At 75.3% G+C, this 20,126-nt stretch carries 17 protein-coding genes; 10 read left to right on the forward strand and 7 right to left on the reverse strand.

Going from position 1 to position 20,126, the window contains the following annotated elements:
• Window positions 1–6 precede the first annotated feature (6 nt).
• From AC0OLQ_RS27270 to AC0OLQ_RS27285, 4 genes are all read left to right on the forward strand, one after another.
• Entirely contained in the window at window positions 7–1,698 is a 1,692-nt protein-coding gene (locus tag AC0OLQ_RS27270) for a GAF domain-containing sensor histidine kinase (RefSeq protein WP_357335498.1), read from the forward strand.
• 7 nt (window positions 1,699–1,705) lie between these two features.
• The gene (locus AC0OLQ_RS27275) at window positions 1,706–2,374 is read left to right on the forward strand and encodes a response regulator transcription factor (RefSeq protein WP_007072219.1); all 669 of its coding nucleotides are present in this window, start codon (window positions 1,706–1,708) and stop codon (window positions 2,372–2,374) included.
• A 212-nt stretch (window positions 2,375–2,586) separates the two neighbouring features.
• Window positions 2,587–3,399: an SAM-dependent methyltransferase gene (locus AC0OLQ_RS27280; RefSeq protein WP_484528633.1), complete on the forward strand. Its 813-nt coding sequence runs from the start codon at window positions 2,587–2,589 to the stop codon at window positions 3,397–3,399.
• A gap of 88 nt (window positions 3,400–3,487) precedes the next feature.
• On the forward strand, window positions 3,488–5,176 hold the full coding sequence (locus tag AC0OLQ_RS27285) for a putative bifunctional diguanylate cyclase/phosphodiesterase (RefSeq protein WP_484532448.1): 1,689 nt from the start codon (window positions 3,488–3,490) through the stop codon (window positions 5,174–5,176).
• A 6-nt stretch (window positions 5,177–5,182) separates the two neighbouring features.
• On the opposite strand, the gene AC0OLQ_RS27290 is transcribed toward AC0OLQ_RS27285, so the two are convergent.
• Together AC0OLQ_RS27290 and AC0OLQ_RS27295 are read right to left on the reverse strand one after the other, a co-directional pair.
• Window positions 5,183–5,857, reverse strand: a complete 675-nt coding sequence (locus AC0OLQ_RS27290) for a LuxR C-terminal-related transcriptional regulator (protein WP_484528634.1) — start codon at window positions 5,855–5,857, stop codon at window positions 5,183–5,185.
• Window positions 5,809–7,110 (reverse strand): sensor histidine kinase, encoded by a 1,302-nt coding sequence (locus AC0OLQ_RS27295; RefSeq protein ID WP_484528635.1) that lies wholly within the window; start codon window positions 7,108–7,110, stop codon window positions 5,809–5,811. The genes AC0OLQ_RS27290 and AC0OLQ_RS27295 overlap by 49 nt, the downstream gene beginning before the upstream one ends.
• A 152-nt stretch (window positions 7,111–7,262) precedes the next feature.
• On the opposite strand from AC0OLQ_RS27295, the gene AC0OLQ_RS27300 reads away from it, so the two are divergent.
• Window positions 7,263–9,371, forward strand: coding sequence for an MMPL family transporter (locus AC0OLQ_RS27300; RefSeq protein ID WP_484528636.1), 2,109 nt, complete (start codon window positions 7,263–7,265; stop codon window positions 9,369–9,371).
• A gap of 54 nt (window positions 9,372–9,425) precedes the next feature.
• On the opposite strand, the gene AC0OLQ_RS27305 is transcribed toward AC0OLQ_RS27300, so the two are convergent.
• The 4 genes from AC0OLQ_RS27305 to AC0OLQ_RS27320 all read right to left on the reverse strand — a co-directional run bounded on the left by AC0OLQ_RS27305 (window position 9,426) and on the right by AC0OLQ_RS27320 (window position 13,659).
• Window positions 9,426–10,550 (reverse strand): glycosyltransferase family 4 protein, encoded by a 1,125-nt coding sequence (locus AC0OLQ_RS27305; protein WP_484528637.1) that lies wholly within the window; start codon window positions 10,548–10,550, stop codon window positions 9,426–9,428.
• Window positions 10,547–11,806 carry a M48 family metallopeptidase gene (locus AC0OLQ_RS27310; RefSeq protein ID WP_484528638.1) on the reverse strand — a complete coding sequence of 420 codons (1,260 nt, stop codon included), beginning with the start codon at window positions 11,804–11,806 and terminating at the stop codon, window positions 10,547–10,549. The genes AC0OLQ_RS27305 and AC0OLQ_RS27310 overlap by 4 nt, the downstream gene beginning before the upstream one ends.
• A gap of 105 nt (window positions 11,807–11,911) precedes the next feature.
• Window positions 11,912–12,124 (reverse strand): hypothetical protein, encoded by a 213-nt coding sequence (locus tag AC0OLQ_RS27315; protein ID WP_357335515.1) that lies wholly within the window; start codon window positions 12,122–12,124, stop codon window positions 11,912–11,914.
• Between the two features lie 134 nt (window positions 12,125–12,258).
• A complete protein-coding gene (locus AC0OLQ_RS27320) occupies window positions 12,259–13,659 on the reverse strand; it encodes an NYN domain-containing protein (protein ID WP_357335516.1) in 1,401 nt (466 codons plus the stop codon).
• A gap of 127 nt (window positions 13,660–13,786) precedes the next feature.
• On the opposite strand from AC0OLQ_RS27320, the gene AC0OLQ_RS27325 reads away from it, so the two are divergent.
• From AC0OLQ_RS27325 to AC0OLQ_RS27345, 5 genes are all read left to right on the forward strand, one after another.
• The gene (locus tag AC0OLQ_RS27325) at window positions 13,787–15,544 is read left to right on the forward strand and encodes a DEDD exonuclease domain-containing protein (protein WP_484528639.1); all 1,758 of its coding nucleotides are present in this window, start codon (window positions 13,787–13,789) and stop codon (window positions 15,542–15,544) included.
• A 127-nt stretch (window positions 15,545–15,671) separates the two neighbouring features.
• Window positions 15,672–17,462, forward strand: coding sequence for a RelA/SpoT family protein (locus AC0OLQ_RS27330; RefSeq protein WP_484532449.1), 1,791 nt, complete (start codon window positions 15,672–15,674; stop codon window positions 17,460–17,462).
• A gap of 49 nt (window positions 17,463–17,511) precedes the next feature.
• Window positions 17,512–18,051: an NUDIX hydrolase gene (locus tag AC0OLQ_RS27335; protein ID WP_357335520.1), complete on the forward strand. Its 540-nt coding sequence runs from the start codon at window positions 17,512–17,514 to the stop codon at window positions 18,049–18,051.
• The gene (locus AC0OLQ_RS27340; protein WP_484528640.1) at window positions 18,048–18,935 is read left to right on the forward strand and encodes a nucleotidyltransferase family protein; all 888 of its coding nucleotides are present in this window, start codon (window positions 18,048–18,050) and stop codon (window positions 18,933–18,935) included. The genes AC0OLQ_RS27335 and AC0OLQ_RS27340 overlap by 4 nt, the downstream gene beginning before the upstream one ends.
• Before the next feature lie 52 nt (window positions 18,936–18,987).
• On the forward strand, window positions 18,988–19,275 hold the full coding sequence (locus AC0OLQ_RS27345; protein WP_091122500.1) for an Lrp/AsnC family transcriptional regulator: 288 nt from the start codon (window positions 18,988–18,990) through the stop codon (window positions 19,273–19,275).
• Window positions 19,276–19,335: 60 nt separating this feature from the next.
• Here the strand turns inward: AC0OLQ_RS27345 and AC0OLQ_RS27350 are convergent, their stop codons facing one another.
• Window positions 19,336–19,992: a DUF4142 domain-containing protein gene (locus tag AC0OLQ_RS27350; protein WP_357335525.1), complete on the reverse strand. Its 657-nt coding sequence runs from the start codon at window positions 19,990–19,992 to the stop codon at window positions 19,336–19,338.
• Window positions 19,993–20,126: the final 134 nt, after the last annotated feature.

The raw sequence follows: 20,126 nt of genomic DNA on the forward strand, positions 1-20,126 counted from the left end.
CGTCAGGTGCCCGCCTCCACACCCACCCAGCCGCAGACGCAGTCCCTCGCGGCCGCGGCACGCGTGGTCCTCCTCGCGCTGGTCGCCGCCCTGACCCTGTTCGCCACCCGGGACGCCACCCAGCTGTGGTGGATCGCCCTGCTCGGCGTCGCCGGGCTGCCCGCCGTGCTGGCTCCCCAGCACCGGCTGCTTGCCCCGATCAGCCGCTTCGCAGAGGTGGTGGTCCTCGGGCTGGCCGCCAGCCAGGTCGCCGCCGACACCCACCTCACCGGGGTCACCGGCGGGCTGGGCGCCTCGGCGGTGCTGCCGTACCTCGCCGTGCCGGTCACCGTGACCGCGCTGCGCCGCCGGTTCCGCGAGGGCGCCGCGCTGCTCGTGGTGGCGGCGGCCACCCTGCTGGTCACCGCGGCCTTCACCGAGGTCGGCGGCGAGCCGCAGCTCGGCCAGCTCGGCTACCTGGCGGTCTGCGCGCAGTGGCTGATCCTGGCCGGCCTCGGCCTCTACACCGCCGGCACGCTCCAGCGGGTGATGCGGGTCCGCGGCGAGGGCAAGCCCCAGCCGTACGCGGAGGCCACCCGGCTCCTCACCCAGCTGCGCACGGTCGCCCGCCAGCTGCCCGGCGCCACCCTCGACCCGGGCGGCATCTCCGAGCACCTGCTGGAGGAGCTGCGGGTGGTGGCGAAGACCGACCGGGGGGCGGTGCTGTCGGCCAGCGGCGGCGGCCGGCTGGTGGTGCTCGCCCAGATCGGCGCGGACCGGGTGGACTGGGAGACCACGCTCGACGCCGACTCGGCCATCGCCGACGCCTGGGCCAGCCAGCAGCCGACCACCTCGACCCGCTCGCAGGCCCGCTCCCGGGCCTCCGGGGAGGTCTCGGCGCTGATCGTGCCGCTGGTCGCCGGGGTGCGCACGGTCGGCCTGGTGGTCGTCGAGGCGGACACCGCGCACGCGTACCCGCCGCCGGTGGTGTCCCGGGTGACCGCGCTGACCGGCCCCGCGGCGCTGCGCCTGGAGGCCGCGCTGCTCTTCGACGAGGTGCGCTCGCTGGCCACCAACGAGGAGCGGCAGCGGCTGGCCCGGGAGATCCACGACGGGGTGGCCCAGGAGCTGGTGATGGTCGGGTACGGCATCGACAACGCCCTGGCCACCGTGCACGACGACGCCGAGGAGACCGCCGACTCGCTGCGCACGCTGCGCCAGGAGGTCACCCGGGTGATCACCGAGCTGCGGCTGAGCCTGTTCGAGCTGCGCAGCGAGGTGGACCGGCACGGGGGCCTGGCCGCCGCCATCGCCGAGTACGCCCGCACCGTCGGCGCCTCCGGCGGCCTGCGGGTGCACCTGTCCCTGGACGAGTCCACCGCCCGGCTGCCCGCCGCCACCGAGGCCGAACTGCTGCGCATCGCGCAGGAGGCGGTGACCAACGCGCGCAAGCACGCCGGGGCCGCGAACCTGTGGGTCACGTGCGAGGTGGACCCCCCGTACGCCCAGATCGAAGTGTCGGATGACGGTCACGGCATCGGTGACCAGCGCCCCGACGGGCACTACGGTCTTGCGATCATGGCCGAGAGGGCGGAACGTATCCGGGGCCGGTTGGAGATCAGGCCGCGGCGACCCAGCGGCACAACCGTGGCGGTGGTAGTCGGCTCCTCGCCCCGGCGCGATAAGGTGCGCGGCAGCGCAGCAGCAGAAGGGGAGTAACCCGAGGATGACCACTAGCCCAACACCGGCCACCCGGACCAAGGTGCTCCTTGTCGACGATCACGATCTGATCCGCAAGGGTCTGCGGCACGCCTTCGAGCGGGACCGGCAGTTCGAGGTCGTGGGCGAGGCCGCCACGGCCGCGGAGGGCGTGCGCCAGGCCGGCGCACTCCAGCCGGACGTGGTGATCATGGACCTGCGGCTGCCCGACGGCAGCGGCCTGGAGGCCACCCGCGCCCTGCGCAAGTCCAGCGCGTCGATGGGCATCGTGGTGCTCACCATGTACGCCGGCGACGACCAGCTCTTCGGCGCTCTGGAGGCGGGGGCGAGCGCGTTCGTGCCGAAGACCGCCCCGGCCGACGAGGTGGTGGCCGCCGCCCGGCACGCCGCCTCCTCCCCCAGCGCGTTCACCGCGGCCGACCTGGCCGAGGCGATGAAGCGCCGGCTGGCCCCGTCCGGCCCGCAGCTCTCCCCCCGCGAGGGTCAGGTGCTGCGGCTGCTCGCCGACGGCATGAGCGTCGCCGGCATCGCCAAGCAGCTGTTCGTCAGCGAGTCGACCGCGAAGACGCACATCTCGAAGCTCTACGAGAAGCTCGGCGCCGCCAACCGCGCCCAGGCGCTGATGACGGCGCTGCGGCTGGGGCTGCTGGAGGCCCCGGACGCCCCGAAGTTCTAAAACGGCGCACCGCCAGCTCGATGCCGGAGAGGCCCCCGTCCGCACCTCGGACGCGGGCCTCTCCGGCATTCCGGGCGGCCGTGACCGCGTACGGTGAGGGGCCGGACGCGTAGCGACGGTGGTCTTTGCACCGCGACGGCGGGCGGGCAGAATACCCGGGTGATCCGAGCGGCGGTGACCTTCCGCGCGTCGCCGAGCAAAGGGGCAAGCGCATGCAGCGGCCGGACTGGGCACCCGAGACCATCGACATCGAGCGCCCCAGCGTGGCCCGCATGTACGACTACTACCTCGGCGGCTCGCACAACTTCGCGGCCGACCGGGCCGCCGCCCGGGCCATGGTGGAGGCGGTGCCGGAGGCCCCGCTGATGGCCCAGGCCAACCGGGCCTTCCTGCGCCGGGCGGTGCAGTTCCTGGCCGACGCCGGGGTACGCCAGTTCCTCGACATCGGCTCCGGCATCCCGACCGTGGGCAACGTGCACGAGATCGCCCGGCGGATCGACCCGGAGTCCCGGGTGGTCTACGTCGACGTCGACCCGGTCGCGGTGGCGCACAGCCAGGAGATCCTGGCCGGCAACGACCGGGCCACGGTGGTCCAGGAGGACCTGCGCCGGCCGGAGGCGATCCTGCGCCATCCCGACGTCCTGCGGCTGCTGGACTTCTCCCAGCCGGTCGCCGTGATGATCGTGGCGGTGCTGCACTTCGTCCCGGACGCGGACCGCCCGGAGGAGGTCCTGGGGGCGCTGCGCGCGGCGCTGGCCCCCGGCAGCTACCTGGTGATGTCGCAGGCCAGCGACGAGGGCCGGGCCGGCACCGGCGAGCGGGCCGAGGCCGAGCGGGTCTACCGGCGCACCGACAACCAGCTCTTCTTCCGCAGCCGCGCCGAGCTGACCGCGCTCTTCGCCGGCTTCGAGCTCGTCGACCCGGGCGTGGTCTGGGTCCCGCAGTGGCGGCCGGACGCCCCGGAGCACGCGGAGAACGCCGCGCAGGCGGTCTTCATGGGCGGCGTCGGGCGGCTCGGTGGGTGACGACGGGACCACCGCCACCACCCGCGCCCGCCCCGGCGCCTTCGCCCGGGCCTGGGCCAAGGCGGTCTCCGGGACCAGCTACCTGCCGATGACCCAGGCGCAGTTGGAGGCACTGCTCCAGCGGCTCACCGAGCGGCTGGCGCTGGCGCTGCGCGCCGACCCGTTCGACCTGCGGATCGGCCAGCAGGTCGGCGCCGACCTGGTGCAGTCGCACATCGCCTCCGCGGAGGGGCTCGGCCGCACCATCGAGGTGATCCAGCTCCGCCTGGTCCGGGATCTCGACCTGGCCGTCGACGACGTCGAGGACCGGATGGCCCGCCTGCTGGCCACCGTCGCCACCGGCTACGCCCGCGCCCTGCGGGACCGCACGCTGGACGAGCAGGAGGCCATCCGGCGGGCCGCCATGGTGGCCCGGGCGCAGGCCGAAGGGGCGCTGCGGGAGAGCGAGGCCCGGTTCCGGCACCAGGCCACCCACGACCCGCTGACCGGCCTGCCCAACCGCACCCTGTTCACCGAGCGGCTCACCGCCGCGATCACCGCGCCCGGGCGGGGCGCCGACCGGATCGGGGTCTGCTTCCTCGACCTGGACCGGTTCAAAGTGGTCAACGACTCCCTCGGCCACCAGGTCGGCGACTCGTTGCTGGTCTCGGTGGCGCGGCGGCTGCGCCGGGCGCTCGGCGAGCACCTGGTGGCCCGCCTGGGCGGCGACGAGTTCGTCATCCTGGTCGAGCGCACCGGCTGCACCGAGGCCGTGGTCAAGGTGGCCGAGGCGGCCCTGGCGGCGGTGAGCGAGCCGGCGCTGGTCGACGGGCACGAGCTGACCGTGTCGGCCAGCATCGGCATCGTGGAGCGGCCGGTGGCCGACACGTCGCCGATGGAGCTGATGCGCGCGGCGGACAGCACCCTGCACTGGGCCAAGGCGGCCGGCGGGGCCCGCTGGTCGCTCTTCGACGCCGACCGCAACCGCCGCGAGCTGGCCCGGTACGCCCTCTCCGCGGCGATCCCCGCCGCGCTGGACCGGGGCGAGTTCTACCTCGACTACCAGCCGCTGACCGGGCTGGGCGACGGCCGGGTGGTCGGCATGGAGGCGCTGGTCCGTTGGCGGCACCCGGAGCTGGGCGTGCTCCGCCCTGACAGCTTCATCCCGCTGGCCGAGGAGACCGGCCTGATCGTCCAGCTCGGCAGCTGGGTGCTCGCCGAGGCGTGCCGCGAGGCGCGCACCTGGGCGGCGGGGGCGGCCGGCGCGCCGTTCGTCAGCGTCAACCTGGCCGTCCGTCAGCTGCACCGGCCCGGGCTGGTGCAGGAGGTGCAGGGGGTGCTCGGGCGCACCGGCCTGCCCGCGGAGCGGCTGCAACTGGAGATCACCGAGAGCACCATGATGAGCACGGTGGCTGATCCGGTCCGCGCCCTGCGGGTGCTGGCCGACCTGGGCATCCGGGTGGCCATCGACGACTTCGGCACCGGCTACTGCAACCTGGCGTACCTGCGGGACCTGCCGGTGAGCGAGCTGAAGGTGGCCGGCGAGTTCGTGGCCCGGCTGCGCGCCCCGGCCGACGACCCGGGCAGCCGCACCGACGAGCGGATCCTGGCCTCGCTGGTCTCCCTGGCGCACGCCCTCGGCCTGACCGTCACCGCCGAGGGGGTGGAGACGGCCGACCAGGCGGACCGGCTGCGCGCGATCGGCTGCGACGCCGGGCAGGGCTGGCACTTCGGCCGTCCGGGGCCGGCGGGGCGGCACCTGGACCGCTCCCCCGTACTGACCGACACCGCCTCCTGACGCGGGTCAGGCCGGGGTGCGCGGCCGGCGGCCGTCCTCCCCGTGCAGGTAGGCCAGCACGGCCAGCACCCGCCGGTTGTCGTCGGTCGACGGCGGCATCCGCAGCTTGCTGAAGATGTTGTTGATGTGCTTGTTGACCGCCTTCTCGGTGACGAAGAGCCGGGCCGCGACCGCGGCGTTGGACCGGCCCTCGGCCATCAGGCCGAGCACCTCCCGCTCCCGGGGGGTCAGCTCGTCCAGCGGCCCCGCCCCGGACCGGCTGGCCAGCAGCTGAGCGACCACCTCCGGGTCCATCACCGTGCCGCCGGCGGCCACCCGGTGCACCGCGTCGACGAACTGGTCCACGTGGGACACCCGGTCCTTGAGCAGGTAGCCCACGCCGCCGAGCCGGTCGGAGAGCAGCTCGCGGGCGTAGAGCTGCTCGACGTGCTGGGACAGCACGAGGATCGGCAGCCCGGGGATCTCGGTGCGGGCCCGGATGGCGGCCTGCAGCCCCTCGTCGGTGAAGGTGGGTGGGAGCCGGACGTCGAGCACCGCGACGTCCGGGCGGTGCGCGATCAGCGCGGGCAGCACCGAGGGTCCGTTGTCGACGGCCGCGACCACCTGGCAGCCGAACGCCTCCAGGATGCGGATCAGCCCGTCCCGGAGGAGGGCGAGATCCTCGGCGATGACAACTCGCACGGCAGCTCCATGCTGATGACGGTGGGCCCACCGGCCGGACTGGTCACCACCATCGTCCCATCGAACGCGGCCAGGCGACGCCCCATCCCCGCCAGGCCACCGCCCGCCGCCGGGTCGGCCCCGCCCCGCCCGTCGTCACCGACCACGATGGTCAGCCGCCCGTCGGCGTGGCCGAGCTCGATCCAGGCCCGGGACGCCCCGCTGTGCTTGCTGACGTTCGCCAGCCCCTCGGCCACCGCGAAGTACGCGGCGGACTCCACCGGGGCGGCCGGGCGGCCCGGCAGGTCGACGGTCACCGCCACCGGCAGCGGCACGGCCAGCGCCAGCGCGCGTACCGCGCCCGCCAGGCCACGCTCGGCCAGCACCGGCGGGTGGATGCCGCGCACCAGCCCGCGCAGCTCGGCCAGCGCCTGCCCGCTGGTCTCCCGGGCCTCGACGAGCAGCCGCCGCACCGCCTCCGGGTCGTCCCCCAGGAGCTGCTCGGCCAGGCCGATGCTCATGCTCAACGCGACGATCCGGGCCTGCGCGCCGTCGTGCAGATCCCGCTCGATCCGCCGCAGCTCCGCCGCCTGCGCGTCCACCGTCTCCGCGCGGGTGACGGTGAGCTGGTGCACCCGCAGCGCCAGCTCGGCCGTGCGGGTCGGCGGCAGGAAGAACCGGGCGAAGGCCAGGTGCAGCCAGACCAGCCAGCGCCCGGCGGCCAGCCCGCCGACCAGGAACAGCACGCCCAGCGGGAAGCAGAGCAGCGCCTCGACCAAGTTGTGGATCGGCCAGAACGGGCCGTAGCCGTAGAAGTCGACGGTCAGGTGCAGCACCAGCGGCACCTCGAGCACGCCCTCCAGGCCGTACAGCGGCAGCACGAAGGCGGCCAGGCAGACCGCCCCGGTGACCGCGCCCGGCAGCAGCCAGGACAGGTCGCGCCAGGTGGCCGGGTCGCTCACCACCCAGCGGAACCGCCGCCAGGTGCCGAACTGCGCCCCCGCCGGCGCCGGCGGGTAGGGCGTGGCCATCTCCACCCCGCCCCAGCGGGCCAGCCGGCGGTGCAGCCCGGCGCAGAGCCGGACCAGCGCGGTGGCCACCGGGAACAGCGCGAAACCCACGCCGAACACCGGGATCAGCAGCAGCGACACCAGCGACAGCACGAAGAGCGCGACGTGCGTGCTCAACGACAGCAGGGCGATCAGCAGCCCCTGCGCCGCGGTGACCGCGCCGGGCCGGATCCAGGTGCGGAGCAGTCCGCGTACGCCGTCCACGGGCCTCATTCTGCGGCACCGGCCGCCCCGGATCCGTGGTGCTGGCACCACCGGGGCCGGCGCGCTGACACCCCTGACCCGCGCCGGACCGGGCCGAAGGATCGGAAGCGGGGTCGCCGACCCCGTAACCGTGACGACGAAAGGGAACTCGCATGTCCCCGCAACGCCTGGCCGGCCTGCCCGCCGGCCGCCGCGGCAAGTACGCGGTCCTCCTGCTCTGGCTGGTGGTGCTCGTGGCGGCCGGCCCGCTCGCGCTGAAGCTCGGCGAGGTGCAGGACAACTCGACGCTCGGTGCGCTGCCGGCCGGCGCCGAGAGCAGCCGCGCCGTGCAACGCGCCGAGGCGGCCTTCCCCGGCTCGCGGCACCCCCTCGCGATCGCCGTCTACGTCCGCGACACCGGGCTCACCCCGGCCGACCGGGCCCGGGTCGACGCCGACCGGGCCGCCTTCGCCGCCTACGCCGACGGCGGCGCGGTGTCCCCGCCGGTGGCCGCCGCCGACGATCGGGCCCTGCTGCTCTCCCTGCCGGTCAGCCTCGACGACGAGCGGCGCGCCGAGGCGGTCGACGCCCTCAAGGACCGGCTGGCCGACGGCGCCCCACCCGGCCTGCGGACCGCGCTGACCGGCGACGCGGCCGCCGAGCACGACGTCTTCGACGCGTTCTCCGGGATGGACGGCGCGCTGCTGCTGGCCACCGCGCTCACCGTCGCCCTGCTCCTGCTGGTCACCTACCGCAGCCCGGTGCTGTGGCTGATCCCGCTGGTCGCGGTGGCCGTCGCCAACCAGCTCGCCGGGGCGGTGGTCTACCTGCTGGCCCGGCACGCCGGACTGGCCGTCGACTTCCAGAGCCAGACCATCCTCACCGTGCTGGTCTTCGGCGTCGGGGTGGACTACGCCCTGCTGCTCATCGCCCGCTACCGGGAGGAGCTGCGCCGGCACGCCGACCGGCACGCCGCCATGGTGGCCGCGCTGCGCCGCTCGGCCGGCGCGCTCTGCGCCTCGGCGGCGACCGTCGCGGTCGGACTGCTCTGCCTGCTCGCGGCCGACCTGCCGGCCACCCGCGGCCTGGGCCCGGTCGGCGCGGTCGGCATCGCCGCGGCGCTGCTGGCCATGACCACCCTGCTGCCGGCGGTGCTGGTGCTCTGCGGGCGGTGGCTGTTCTGGCCGTTCGTGCCCCGGTACGACCCCGGCGCCGACACCCGAGACCACGCGGCCGACCACGGGGTGTGGCGCCGGATCGCCGGCCTGGTCGCCGGCCGGCCCCGGGCGGTCTGGCTGGGCACCGCCGCCGCGCTGGCCGCGCTGACCCTGGGTGTCGGCAACCTCAGCCTGGGTCTGCCCGACGACGAGTCGTTCACCACCGAGGTCGGTTCGGTCGCCGGGCAGCGGCTGATCGCCGCCCACTACCCGGGCGGCTCGGCCGCGCCCGCCGAGATCCTGGCCGCCGCCGGCACGGCCGACCAGGTGGTGGCCGCCGCCCGTGCGGTGCCGGGCGTCGCCGAGCTGGGCCTGCCGGAGCGATCGGCGGACGGCCGGTGGGTCAGGGTGCCGGCGGTGCTCGCGGCCGCGCCGGACAGCGACGCCGCCCGCGACACGGTGACCCGGCTGCGGACCGCCGTGCACGCGGTGCCCGACGCGCGGGCCCTGGTCGGCGGGCGGACCGCCACCATGCTCGACGAGGAGCACACGGTGAACCGGGACAACCGGGTGGTCATCCCGCTGGTGCTCGCGGTCGTCCTGGTCATCCTGGTGCTGCTGCTCCGGTCGCTGGTCGCGCCGCTGCTGCTCATGGTCAGCGTGGTGCTGTCGTACGCGGCGGCCATGGGGGCGGCCGGGCTGCTGCTCGACGCCCTGGGCCACCCCCGGCTCTTCGTCGGCGTCCCGTTGCAGGCGTTCCTGTTCCTGGTGGCGCTCGGCGTGGACTACACGATCTTCCTGATGACCCGGGCCCGGGAGGAGGTCGGCCGGATCGGGCACCGGCCGGGCGTGCTGCGGGCACTGACGGTCACCGGCGGGGTGATCACCAGCGCGGGCGTGGTGCTGGCCGCCACCTTCGGCGCGCTGCTGGTGCTGCCGCTGGTGCCGTCGGTGCAGATGGGCGTGATCGTGGCGGTCGGCATCCTGCTCGACACCCTGCTGGTGCGCAGCCTGCTGATCCCGGCGCTGACCCTGGACCTCGGGGTGCGCACCTGGTGGCCGGGCCGGCTCGCCCACCGGTCACCGCAGCCGGTCCCGGCGGAGCCGGCTCTCGTCGGGAGCTGATCCCCCGCTCCGACGTGGTGGCCCCGGCACGACGCCGGGGCCACCACGCGCGAGTCAGTCGGCGAGCAGGGCCGCCATTCGCTCGGCCTGCGTCTCCCAGCGCCACTCGCGCTCCACCCAGGACCGGCCGGCCGCGCCGAGCTGGCGGGCCAGGTCCCGGTCGGCGAGCAGGGTGGCCACCCGGTCGGCGAGCTGGGCGACGTCCCGGCCGCGGACCACGTATCCGGTCTCGCCCTCGCGGACCGCGTCCGGCGCGCCACCGGAGTCGCCGGCCACCACCGGCAGCCCGGTGGCGCTGGCCTCCAGGTAGACGATCCCCAGGCCCTCGACGTCCAGGCCGCGGTTGCGGGTCCGGCAGGGCATCGCGTAGACGTCGCCGGCGGCGTAGTGGGCGGGCAGTTCGGCCGTGGGCACCGAGCCGGTGAACACCACGTCGCGCTCCACCCCGGTCTGCCGGGCCAGCTTCTGCAGCGTCGCCCGGTAGGGGCCGCCGCCGACGACCAGCAACGCGGCGTCCGGCACCCGGCGGCGGATCTCCGGCATCGCCCGGATGAGCATGTCCTGCCCCTTGCGCGGGACCAGGCGCGACACGCACACCACGACCGGCCGGTCGGCCAGCCCCAGCCGTACCCGCACCCGCTCGCCGTCGACGTCCGGGTGGTAGGTGTCCACGTCGACGCCCGGGGCGAGCCGGCGCAGCTCGGTCACCCCGTCCAGCACCCGGGCCAGCCGGACCCGGGTGTACTCGCCCAGGTAGGTGGTGACGTCCACGCCCCGGCCGATCCGGCGCAGCGCCGACCGGGCGCCGGGCAGCGTGGCCCAGCCGGCCTCGTGCCCGTGGGTGAGCGCCACCGCCCGGCGGATCCCGGCCCGCCGGCGCAGCCCCGCCGCGAGCAGCCCCAGCGGGGCCGCCGCGCCGAACCACACCGTGTCGCAGTCGTACGCCCGGGCCAGCCGCGCCGCCCGGCGGGCCACCAGCGGGGTGGGCAGCAGCACCTTGGTGCGCTCGCGGACCACCTCGAACGGCTGGTCGGCGTCGAACTTGGCCGCGCCCCGCCAGCTCGACGCGTAGACCACCACCGAGCCCGGGGGCTGGCGCACCGCCAGGTTGTGCACGAACGACTGGATGCCGCCGGGGCGCGGCGGAAAGTCGTTGGTGATCAGCAAGGTGCGGCTCATCCGCCGGTCTCCCTGGCGTAGGCGCGGGCGGCGGCCATCCGCTCCACGGTGGACGGGTGGGACGCGGACCAGAGGTATTCCCAGCGGGGCGGGTCGGGGTCGGCCAGGTTCACCCCGGCCAGCCGCCGCTGCATCGCCTCGAAGGTGGCGGGGTCGCCGGTGAGCGCCAGCGCGTGCGCGTCGGCTCGGGCCTCCACCCGGCGGGAGATCAGCGCCTGCAACGGGGTGGCCACCAGGCCCGCCACGGTGACCAGCGCGATCAGCAGCGGGAAGGCCCGGGGCTGGGCGATCGAGTCGACCCCGGCCAGCCGCAGCAGCGGCGTCCAGGAGCCGATCAGGTAGAGGGCGACCACCGCGGCGGCGGCGCCGAGCGCCCCGACCAGGGTGCCCGTCCAGACGTCGCGGTCCTTGGCGTGCCCCAGCTCGTGGGCGACCACGCTGGTCACCTCCGCCGGGTCCGCCTCGCGCAGCAGGGTGTCGTAGACCACCACCCGCCGGGTGGGCCCCAGCCCCGAGACGTACGCGTTGACCGCCCGGGTCCGCCGCGAGGCGTCGGCGACCAGCACGTCGCGCACCGGCACCCCGTCCCGGGCCGCCAGGCTCGTCAGCTCGGTGCGCAGCGGGCCGGGCTCCATCGGGGTGAACCGGTTGAACACCGGCTCCACCAGCACCGGCAGCACGAACGACAGCAGCACCACCAGCCCGGCCGCCCCGGCCGCGCCGAAGGCCCACCACCAGCGCGGGGCGAGCCGCACCACCGAGTAGAAGCCGAGCAGGACGAGCGCGCCGATGACCGCGCTGACCGCGTACGACTTCAGCAGGTCGACCGCCCAGCCGCCCCAGCCCTGGGTGCTCAGCCCGTAGCGGGTCAGCACGGTCTGCCGCCAAGCGGCGAAGGGCAGGGTGAGCAGGTCGGCGAGGAACATGACGGCCAGGCCGCCGAGCACCGCCTGGGCGGCCCAGTGGCCGCCGAAGGGCCGGCCGGCCAGCTCGACCAGGCGGCCGCCGAGCGGGGTGAGCCCGAGCAGCAGGGCCACCACCAGGCCGACGGCGAGCGCCGACCAGCCGGCCGGGCGCAGGGCGCCGTGGAACGCCCGGCCCCGGGCCACCTGCTCGACCGGGAGCGCCCGCAGGGCCGCGAGCTGGTCGGCGCGGGGCGCCGGCGGCCGGTGCCACGGGATCAGCAGCGCCCCGGCGACGACCAACGCGACGGCCAGCCCGGCCAGGGTGAGCACCGCCCAGCCGCGCGGGGTCACCGCAACACCCCGTCGCGCCGTACCCGCGTCATGCCGCTCCCCTCCCGCCGTGAGGGCCCATCCTAAGGCCCGGCGGGCGCCGGGTGGCCGCGGTGCCGTGGGGGATCAGGCGACCCGGCGGCGGCGGACCGGCCGCCGGGGAGCGGGCGGGGCGGGCAGCACCTGCACCTCGAACCCGGCCCGGGCGAACACCTCGATCGCCCGGTGCTCGGCGGGGCCCAGGTCGGCCGCCGCGGAGCCGGTGTCGAGCAACGCGGTCACCAGGCAGCCGGAGCACCCGGCGCCGCGGATCCCGCAGGTGTCGCAGTCGATGAGCATCAACGCCTCCTGACGCTGTCGCCGGTGGCGGACAGGAGAGGAGCCCACCACCGTCGGTCACCACGAGGCTAGGCCGGGGGTATGACAGAACCGGACAACGAGGCAGTACCCACCCCGAATCCGATCATCGCGCGTCAGGAGCGGGCGAGCCGCCGCAGCAGCGAGTCGGCTCCGAGCGGGTAGGCGCCGTGCCGGCGTACGCCGTCGGCGACCTCGCGGTCGGAGGAGACCACCACCACCGGCCGCCCGGCCGGCTCGGCGCGGACCAGCCGGCGGATCAGCTCGTCCGCGGTCTCCCCCTTGTGCGAGAAGAGCACCCGCACCCCGCGCGGCGTGGGCGGCAGCCCGTGCATCCGCTCGGCGCCGTCGAAGACCACGGTGACCTCGTCGCCGGTCTGCGCGGCGATCCCGCCCAGACCGCTGATCAGCCGCTTGCGCTGCTGCTCCAGCGACATCTCACCGAAGCCGCGCTTGGTGACGTTGTAGCCGTCCACCACCAGGTGCGCCTTGGGCAGGGCGAGCAGCTGGTCGAGCCGGGCCGGGTCGTCGGTGTCCCGGGCCCGGGCGGCGGCCCCGGCCGGGGCGGCGCCCGTCTGGTCGGCGAACGCGTCAGCGACGAAGTCGGCGGGCAGCTTCTCCACCGGGTCCAGGGCCAGCTCGCGGCGGAGCCCGACCGCGGCCTGCCCGATCGTCTCCAGCAGCAGCCACAGCCTCGCCTCGTCGACCGAGCGGGCCTCCTTGGCGCTGACCCGGGCCGCCCCGGCCGCGGCCTCCGCCTCGGCCAGCCGGGCCCGGGCGCGGCGCAGCTCGGCGTCCGCGTCGGCCGCCGCGCGGGCGGCCCGGCCCCGCTCGGTGGCCAGCATCTCGGTGGCCCTGCGCTCCCGGGCCTGGGTCTCCCGGAGGGTACGCGCAAGCTGCCGGGCCTCCTCGCGGAGCTGGCCCAGCTCCTCGCGGACCCGGGCGAGCTCATCGCGGAGCTTCTCCGCCTCCACCCGGGCCACCGCCCGGTCGTGCTCGGCGCGGGTGGCCCGCTGCTCGGCCTCGCGGACCAGCTCGGCCACCACGGCGCTGTCCGCCTCGGCGCGCACCGCGGCGCCGCTCGCCTCGATCAACTCCCGCCAGCCCCGCGGCCGGGCCAGGTAGGCCAGCGCGGCCACCTCGACCGGGTCGGCCGCCGCCGGGGCGGTCCCCTCCACCACGGCCGCGCCCAGGTCGCCGGCGTCGGCGAGCACCCGGGCGGTGATCCGCTGCCGGAACAGCGGGTCGGCGGTGAGCTGGGCGGCGATGGCCGGGGCGCCGAGCCGGGCGCGCCGGTTGGGGGCGAACTTGGCCACCCGGCGCAGCGGCACCGGCACCTCGTCGGCGGCCAGCCCGGGCAGCACCGCGGCGGTGAGCGCCACGATCCGCTGCCGGACCGGCTCGGGCAGGGTCGGCTCCGGCTCGGGCGGGGCCGACGGGCTCTCACCGGCGTCCTGCGCGCCGACCACCGGCTCCTCCGGGGAGGAGTGGTCGTGGTGCGGCTCGGTGAGGGGCATGTGGCAAGTCTCCCACCCCGAACGGGCCCACCGCCCGGTGAGTGAGCCGATCTCTCATCCTAGCTCCGTGGTAACGGCTGGGACTGCTGGGACGGGAGTGTCGGACCCCGCCGCTAGCGTGCCGCGGGTGACGCGAGCGGAGTACGTCCAGGAGTCGCTGGCCGGCCTGGACCGGGTGGCGGGCACGGGGGTCGACCCCGCGCTGCCGCTCTACGCGACCACCTTCGTGGTGGTCGACCTGGAGACCACCGGCGGTGCGCCGGACGGCGGGGGGATCACCGAGATCGGCGCCGTGAAGGTGCGCGGCGGCGAGGAGCTGGGCGTGCTGGCCACCCTGGTCAACCCGGGGGTGCCGATCCCGCCGTTCATCACCGTGCTGACCGGGATCACCCAGGCCATGCTGCTCCCCGCCCCGCCGATCGAGCAGGTGCTGCCGAGCTTCCTGGAGTTCATCTCCGACGCCGTCCTGGTGGCCCACAACGCCCCCTACGACGTGGGCTTCCTCAAGGCCGCCTGCGCCCGGCACGGCTACCCCTGGCCCAACCCCCGGGTGCTGGACACCGCCGCGCTGGCCCGCCGGGTGCTGACCCGCGACGAGGTGCCCAACCGCAAGCTGGGCACCCTGGCGGCCTACTTCCGCACCGCCACCCAGCCGACGCACCGCGCGCTCGACGACGCCAAGGCCACCGTCGACGTGCTGCACGGGCTGATCGGCCGGCTCGGCGGGCACCGGGTGGACACCGTCGGCGAGGCCATCGAGTTCGCCCGGGCGGTCACCCCGACGCAGCGCCGCAAGCGGCACCTCGCCGACGGGCTGCCGAAGGTGCCCGGGGTCTACATCTTCCGGGCCGCCGACGACCGGCCGCTCTACGTCGGCACCTCCGGCGACATCGCCACCCGGGTGCGCAGCTACTTCACGGCGGCCGAGAAGCGGGCCCGGATCTCCGAGATGCTGGCCGCCGCCGAGCGGGTGGAGGCGGTCGAGTGCGCCCACTCGCTGGAGGCCGAGGTGCGCGAGCTGCGGCTGATCGCCGCGCACGCGCCGCCGTACAACCGGCGGTCGAAGTACCCGGAACGGCAGGTTTGGCTGAAGCTGACCGACGAGGCCTACCCGCGGTTGTCGATCGTGCGCGATCTCGCCCCCACCGACTCGGCCTACCTCGGCCCGTTCCGGTCCAAGCAGGCCGCCGAGCTGGCCGCCGCCGGGTTCCACGACGCGGTGCCGCTGCGCCAGTGCACCCACCGGCTGTCCCGGCGCACCACCATGCCGGCCTGCGCGCTGGCCGAGCTGGGTCGCTGCCCGGCGCCCTGCGAACACCGGATCACCCCCGAGGAGTACGACGACCGCGCCGCCGTCCCGTTCCGCACCGCCACGCGGGACGACCCGCAGGTGGTGGTGGACGCCCTGCTGGCCCGGATCGAGGTGCTCTCCGCCGCCCAGCGCTACGAGGAGGCCGCGGTCGTCCGCAGCCGGCTGGCCGCGGTCCTCCGCGCGGCCGTCCGGATGCAGCGGCTGGCCGCGCTGACCGGCATCGCCGAGCTGGCCGCCGCCCGCCCGGCCGCCCGGGGCGGCTGGGAGCTGGCCCTGGTCCGCCACGGCCGGCTGGCCGGGGCCGGGGTGTCCCCGCCGGGTGTCCACCCGCGACCGACCATCGCCGCGATCCGGGCCACCGCCGAGACGGTCCTGCCCGGGCACGGCCCGGTGCCGGCCGCCACCGCGGAGGAGACCGAGCGGATCCTGTCCTGGTTGGAGCGACCGGAGACCCGGCTGGTGGAGATTTCGGCCGGGTGGGCCTCGCCGGTCGCCGGCGCGGGCCGGTTCCGCGACCTCTTGACCAAGGCGGAGAACGCCGGATCCCGCCAACTCTCAACCGAACGCTCATGACCAAGTGTCCGATCGGACTACGTCGACTCCCTTAGGCTGTTAGAGAAGTGCAGTCCTGCCCGATTCGCGGGCCTGCTCCCGGTCGCCGGTCCCGGCGGCCCGGGGCCGGGGTGAGGAGGTGTCCCAGGTGGACGTCGACGCCGGACACGGCGCCGCCCTGGGCGGCGCCCTCCCGACCCAGCCCGCCGAGCTACCGCTCTCCCGTCGGCTGCGTTCCCTGCTCACCTGGCCCACCACCGACAACGACCCGGTCACCGCGCTGGTCCGCGCCCATCGCGGCATCCATCCCAGCGCCGACGCGTCGGTGCTGCGGCGGGCCTACACGATCGCCGAGAACATGCACCGGGGCCAGTTCCGCAAGAGCGGCGAGCCGTACATCACCCATCCGCTCGCGGTCGCCCAGATCTGCGCGGACCTCGGCATGGACACCACCACCCTGGTCGCCGCGCTGTTGCACGACACGGTGGAGGACACCCGCTACACCCTCCAGGCGCTCCAGGAGGACTTCGGGCGCCAGGTGGCCCACCTGGTCGACGGGGTGACCAAGTTCGACAAGGCGTTCTACGGCAAGGCCGCCGAGGCGGAGACCGTGCGCAAGATGATCGTGGCGGCCGGCAAGGACGTCCGGGTGCTGATCATCAAGCTGGCCGACCGGCTGCACAACATGCGCACCCTCGGGGTCCGCTCGGCCGCCTCCCGGGAGCGGATCGCCCGCAAGACCCAGGAGGTGCTCGTCCCGCTCTGCGACCGGCTGGGCATCCAGACCCTCAAACGCGAGCTGGACGACGTGGTGCTGCTGCACCTGCAGCCGGAGGAGCACGCGCGGATCGCCCGGTTCGTGCACGACCGGCCGGGCTGGGACGCCTACCTCGACGATGTGGTGGCGAAGACGCGGGTGGCGTTGCGCCGCAGCCGGGTGGACGCCGAGGTCGGCCCCCGCCCCCGGCACCTCTACTCGATCTGGAAGGACACGGTGGCCGGCGACCACGCCGCCCCGTACGACCTGCCCCGCATCGCCATCGTGGTGGACGGCCCGGCGACCGACTGCTACGCCGCGCTCGGCGCGGTGCACGGGCTCTGGCGGCCGGTGCCGGGCCGCTTCAAGGACTTCATCGCCTCGCCGAAGAACAACCTCTACCGGTCCCTGCACACCAGCGTCTGCGGTCCGCAGGACCGGACCGTCGAGGTGCTGATCCGCACCGAGGAGATGCACCGCGCGGCGGAATACGGGGTCGCCGCCCACTACCGCTTCCCGCGCGCCTCCGGCCGGGCGGCCGACCGGTCGGACGAGCTGGCCTGGCTGCGCCGGGTGCTCGACTGGGAGCAGGAGACGGTCGACCCCATCCAGTTCATGGAGTCGCTGCGCTGCGACCTGGCCGAGGCGCAGATCCAGGTGGTCGCCGACGGGCGGCAGGTGGTGCTGCCGGCCGGGGCCACCCCGGTCGACCTCGCCTACGAGTTGGGCACCGAGCGGGGCGACCACTGCCTCGCCGCGCGGATCAACGGCCGGCTGGCCCCGCTCTCCTCCGAACTGGAGGAGGGCGACGTGGTGGAGATCTTCACCGAGAGCGACGCGGAGAGCGGCTTCGAGGTCGACGTGGCGCCGCGTGGGCCGCGCCGGGAGTGGCTCGGCTTCGTCAAGTCCCCGCACGCCCAGATGCAGATCAACCGCTGGTTCGCCGAGCACACCGAGCCGGGCATCTCGATCGCCGACAAGGTACGCCTCGGCCGGGCCACCATCGGCCTGGCGCTGCGCAAGCACGACCGGGGCCTGGCCAGCGACCTGCCGCTGCTGCGGCTCTCCGAGGAACTGGGCTACCCCGACCTGGAGACCCTGCTGGTGGCGGTCTTCGACCGCACGGTGGAGCCGGACACGGTGGTCCGGCAACTGATCGATCTGGTCGACCACCGGCAGTAGCCGAACTCCGCTCATCCGCCGGGGCCGCCCGGCAACTAGCCTTACAGGCATGATCCCCCGCGCGCGTGCCACCGGACGGGCCCTCGGCTACCAGATCTTCTACCGGCTCCCGGTCCCGCTGCGGCGCCGGCTGGTCCGGCTCGCCGTGCCGAAGTACATCGTCGGCGCGGTCACCCTGGTCCGGGACACCGAGGCCGACGGGGCGGGGCGGATCCTGCTGCTGCGCCAGCCGCCCGGCCACAGCTGGACCCTCCCGGCCGGGCTGCTGCAACGGGGCGAGGCGCCGGTGGTGGGCGCGGCCCGCGAACTGTACGAGGAGTCCGGCATCCGGCTCTCTCCCGACCGGCTCCGCCCGGCCGTGCCGAACGCCGTGGTGCACGCCAAGGGCTGGGTGGACGTGGTCTTCGAGGCCGAGGTGCCCGCCTCCCGCACCGACCTGACCGTGGACGGCGCCGAGGTCTTCGAGGCCGCCTGGCACCCGCTGGACGACCTGCCCCGGCTGAGCCGGGCCACCGCCAACCTGCTCCGGTACTACGGGATCGGCCCGCACGCCGGCGAGGTCCCGCCGGCGGCGCCACCGGCCGCGTGACCGCCTCCGGGGCGGCGGCGACCGGGCCCGGCTGGCGGGCCGCCGTGGAGGTCTGTGGGGTGGTGCTCGCCGCCGGCGAGGGCACCCGGCTGCGTCCGCTCACCGAGCACCTGCCGAAGGCGCTCTGCCCGGTCGGCAACGTGCCGCTGCTCGACCGGGCACTGGACCGGCTGGCCGGGCTGGGCCTGGCCGGGCCGGACCGGGTCGCGGTGAACGCCTGCTACCTGGGCGGGCAGGTGGTGGCGCACGTGGGCGCCCGGGCGCACCTGTCGGTCGAGCCGGGCGACCCGCTCGGCACCGCCGGCGGGGTGGGCAAGCTGCGGGACTGGATCGCCGGGCGGGGGGTGCTGGTCGGCAACGCCGACGCGTACCTCGTCGATCCGGGCGTCCCGCCGGGGCCGGACGTGGCGGCGCTGCTGGACGGCTGGGACGGGCGGAGCGTACGCCTGCTCGGCCAGCCGGCGGACGACCCGGCGGCCCCCGGCACCTTCGGCGGCCACCGGTTCGTGGGATTCTCGCTGCTGCCCTGGCGTCTGGTCCGGCAACTGCCGGCGAGCTTCGGCGACCTGGTCCGGGCGGTCTGGCGGCCGGCGGAGGCGGCCGGCGCGCTCACCGTGGTCCCCTACCGGGGCACCTTCTACGACACCGGCACCCCGGCCGACTACCTGGCAGCCAACCTGCACGCGGCCGGCCCCGGCGGCCTGGTCGACCCGTCCGCCAGGGTGGAGGGGCAGGTGACCCGCTCGGTGATCGGGGCGGGCGCGGTGGTGCGCGGCGCGGTGGACCGGTCGGTCGTGTGGCCCGGCGCGACGGTCGCCGCGGGGGAACGCCTCCGCGGCGTGATCCGGGCCGGCGCCGACCTGACCGTCCCGGCGGCCCGGTGACCCCCGCAGCCCTTAGCATGGGCCTCGACGTCGACGAACGGAGAAATGTCCCGTGATCACCGCGATCGTGCTGATCGACTGCGCCACCGACTCCATCCCCGAGGTGGCCGAGACGCTCGCCAACCTGCCCGGCGTCAGCGAGGTCTACTCGGTGGCCGGGCACGTCGACCTGATCGCCATGGTCCGGGTCCGCGAGTTCGAGCAGATCGCCCAGGTCATCGCCGGCAGCATCTCCAAGGTGCCCGGCGTGATCAACACGGAGTCGCACATTGCGTTCCGCGCCTACTCGCAGCACGACCTGGAGGAGGCGTTCGCGATCGGGCTGGCCAACGCCGACTGACCCGTACGCGGGTGGCCGGGCCGCCCCGCGGGGCGGCCCGGCCACCGTGGGCCGTACGCGTCAGCTCTGGCCGGGCGCCGGGGTCTCCGTGGTGCCCGGACCGGGCTCCTCGGTGCCGGTGCCGCCCGGAGCCGGCGACTCCGTGCCGGAGCCGCCCGGGGCGGGCGTGCCGCTGGCGCTGGTCTGCGGGACCGGGACGCCCAGGGTCTGAGCCAGGGCCACCAGCGCGTCGTAGTGCGCCTGGAGGACCGGCAGGGCGTCCTGGGCGATCTGGACCACCGACTGCTCGGAACCCTGCGAGATCTCGGTCTGGGTGGCCTGGATGGCCTGGACGTGGCCGGCCAACTGAGCGGTCACCCACGCCTTGTCGAACTCGGCGCCGCTGAGGTTGTTCAGCCGGTCGAGGACCTGCTGCTGGTCGGCGGTCGGGTCGGCCGGCAGCTGGACGTTGAGCTGCTGGGCGGTGGACTGCACCGTCTGGTCCAGCTGGGTGTGGTCCGTCACGAACATCTTGCCCAGGTCCTTGACCTGCTGATTCTGGCCCTTCTGCTGCGCCAGGTTACCCGCGGTGATCTCGAACAGGTTGACCTGGTGCACCGCCTGCAGATACTGGGTGTCCTGCGTCGACGGCTGGGCCGCGGCCTGGGCCGCGGCGGCTGGTGCCAGTCCCACGAGCACCAGCGCGGCCAGCAGGCCCAGACGTTTGATTCCCAACATGCTTTCCCCCCCTTGAGACGTTGGACCGCACGGATACCCGGCTGACCGGGGTTATTCCTGCGATTCCACCCGTCCGTGTCAGGGGGTGGCGGGACACCGGAGCGGGGCCGACCGGCGTCCGGCGGGCGGAACGG

Source organism: Micromonospora sp. Utrum1, from assembly GCF_057197805.1.

Bases quoted from the DNA above. Each gene is read 5' to 3' on its own strand.
- AC0OLQ_RS27275 (WP_007072219.1), top strand. From the start codon at position 1,706: ATGACCACTAGCCCAACACCGGCCACCCGGACCAAGGTGCTCCTTGTC.
- AC0OLQ_RS27280 (WP_484528633.1), top strand. From the start codon at position 2,587: ATGCAGCGGCCGGACTGGGCACCCGAGACCATCGACATCGAGCGCCCC.
- AC0OLQ_RS27285 (WP_484532448.1), top strand. From the start codon at position 3,488: ATGACCCAGGCGCAGTTGGAGGCACTGCTCCAGCGGCTCACCGAGCGG.
- AC0OLQ_RS27300 (WP_484528636.1), top strand. From the start codon at position 7,263: ATGTCCCCGCAACGCCTGGCCGGCCTGCCCGCCGGCCGCCGCGGCAAG.
- AC0OLQ_RS27305 (WP_484528637.1), bottom strand. From the start codon at position 10,550: ATGAGCCGCACCTTGCTGATCACCAACGACTTTCCGCCGCGCCCCGGC.
- AC0OLQ_RS27315 (WP_357335515.1), bottom strand. From the start codon at position 12,124: ATGCTCATCGACTGCGACACCTGCGGGATCCGCGGCGCCGGGTGCTCC.
- AC0OLQ_RS27320 (WP_357335516.1), bottom strand. From the start codon at position 13,659: ATGCCCCTCACCGAGCCGCACCACGACCACTCCTCCCCGGAGGAGCCG.
- AC0OLQ_RS27335 (WP_357335520.1), top strand. From the start codon at position 17,512: ATGATCCCCCGCGCGCGTGCCACCGGACGGGCCCTCGGCTACCAGATC.
- AC0OLQ_RS27350 (WP_357335525.1), bottom strand. From the start codon at position 19,992: ATGTTGGGAATCAAACGTCTGGGCCTGCTGGCCGCGCTGGTGCTCGTG.